Source organism: Arachidicoccus sp., from assembly GCF_050436765.1.
Lineage (GTDB): Bacteria > Bacteroidota > Bacteroidia > Chitinophagales > Chitinophagaceae > Arachidicoccus.
On the sequence record NZ_JBNQGD010000230.1, the window covers coordinates 1 to 1,912 of the forward strand.

General features: G+C 37.7%; 2 protein-coding genes. One reads left to right on the plus strand and one right to left on the minus strand.

The features are described 5' to 3' along the window. Window positions 1-100: 100 nt before the first annotated feature. A complete protein-coding gene (locus ACQR30_RS10185) occupies window positions 101-691 on the minus strand; it encodes a YdeI/OmpD-associated family protein (protein ID WP_429734663.1) in 591 nt (196 codons plus the stop codon). A gap of 159 nt (window positions 692-850) precedes the next feature. Here ACQR30_RS10185 and ACQR30_RS10190 point away from each other — a divergent pair, with 159 nt between their 5' ends. Further along, complete coding sequence (locus tag ACQR30_RS10190) at window positions 851-1,729, plus strand: hypothetical protein (protein WP_429734666.1); 879 nt, start codon at window positions 851-853, stop codon at window positions 1,727-1,729. Window positions 1,730-1,912 lie beyond the last annotated feature (183 nt).

Genomic DNA, 1,912 nt, shown 5'->3' on the forward strand with positions numbered 1-1,912 from the left:
TTTAGCCTTGGTTGAAGATGTTGTAGTAGTTGTATTGGTTGAAGTGGTTAAATATTGCAAATACCCATATAACTATTACAACCACTACAACCTTTCTAACTTATTTATATTTCCAATGCCTTGTCTTCCCTTCAGCAATCCATTCTACCGCGATGCTCAATCTTTTATCACGTGTAGTTCCTGTTTTGGCTTCAGTAATCCATTCTATATATTCTTTCTTTTTGGAAGAACTAAATGCCTCATAATTTTCTGAAGCTATTTTATTTTTTTCTAAGGCTGTCTGCAAATATTCGGGTGTAATGATTTTCTCGTTTTTTAAACGTGATCTGCGTGAAATAGTTCTTCCTTCTTCGGTATATTGTATTGCTTCCCTCAAAATTTTGGTTAAGGCCCCATCCGTGGGTAAGTCACGCAAAGAAAGTATTTTACCTAAACTACCCATTCCTGTTTTAGTTTCAACAGACGGGATAACTAAAGAATGCAACCACAAATTAAATGCGCAATGACCCTTAAAAGCTGCGAAACTGCATAATATTTTTTCTTTGTATTCAAAATTAGGGAAGCCCCATTTGATGGTTTCATTAATATTGGGCGACACTTTGTGTATAAGGACTCTAAGATGATGCAAAATAGGTTGAGCAAATAGCGGTGCATTCTTAATATATGCATCTACTCTTTCATCTTTTTTCATTATATAAGCTTTTATCTAAAATTAACTTAATTCGTCAATTAAAAGTCTGATCTGGACGTTATATTTTTTGTATAATGAGCCGTAAATCCGCAAAAAACTTTGGTTTTTGGATCTATGGGGTTAATTTTGATTACATTTGTGTATAAATAATTATTGATTTTGGTAGACGAAGAAAAATCGAAAAATTTTAAGGCGTTGGGCTATACAGCTATTACTTGTATAGTTGTAGTGGCATTTTTGATATTGGTAAGTTGGACGCTGCCGCCGCCTGCGCCACCAGTAGTAGATAACGGCATCGAGGTAAACCTGGGAAATAGTGATCAAGGTCTTGGTGATATTGCTCCTCAATTGCCTGGCGAGCCATCGGCAGCTGACGAAAAACAGACTGATAATCCCCCACCGACAGTGGCATCTAAAGAAGCACCACGTGAATATAAAGACGTTGCCGAAAATAATGAGAAGGACGTTCCTATTATAAAAACGTCACCCAACCCTAAAAAGATAAAGGAAATACGTCCAAGAGCAATAGAAAAATCTGTTGCAAAGAGGGAAACTAAAAGAATAATAAATAAAACACCTGCACCTCCCACGCCCAAAGCAATTTATAAAGGGGGTACAAATAGGGGTACTGGCGGCAATAATGCAGATAGTTACAACGGCGTACGTAATCAGGGTATTGCCGGAGGAAATGGAGATCAAGGGAAAATAAATGGTAACCCTATTTCTGATAACTATAATGGTAACGGAGGCACAGGTACAAGTGGTATCAGCATTCGTAGTGGCTTAGGTGGTAGGCACTTTTTGGGAGATCGTTCCTTCCAATCGAAATTTAATGAGAATGCAAAAGTTGCTGTTGATATTATCGTCGATAAAGCGGGGCGTGTTACCTCAGCTAGCATTAATCCGAGAGGAACGACAACAACTAACTCCACCATCCTTAGTATTGCTATTCGCAAGGCTAAAGGACTAAAGTTTAACGCAAGTGATGTCGAAACTCAAACTGGCACTATTGTGTTTAATTTTAAACTAAATGGGTAACTCCTCTATCATCATTCCCAAATGAATTTTAAACAAACTATTGATTTTCTTTATACGCAACTGCCGATGTTTAGCCGTGACGGGGTGGTTGCCTTCAAAAAGGATTTGAATAATACATTAGCGCTTTGCGAGGCATTGGGTAATCCACAAAAAAAGATTAGAACAATACACGTTGCGGGTACT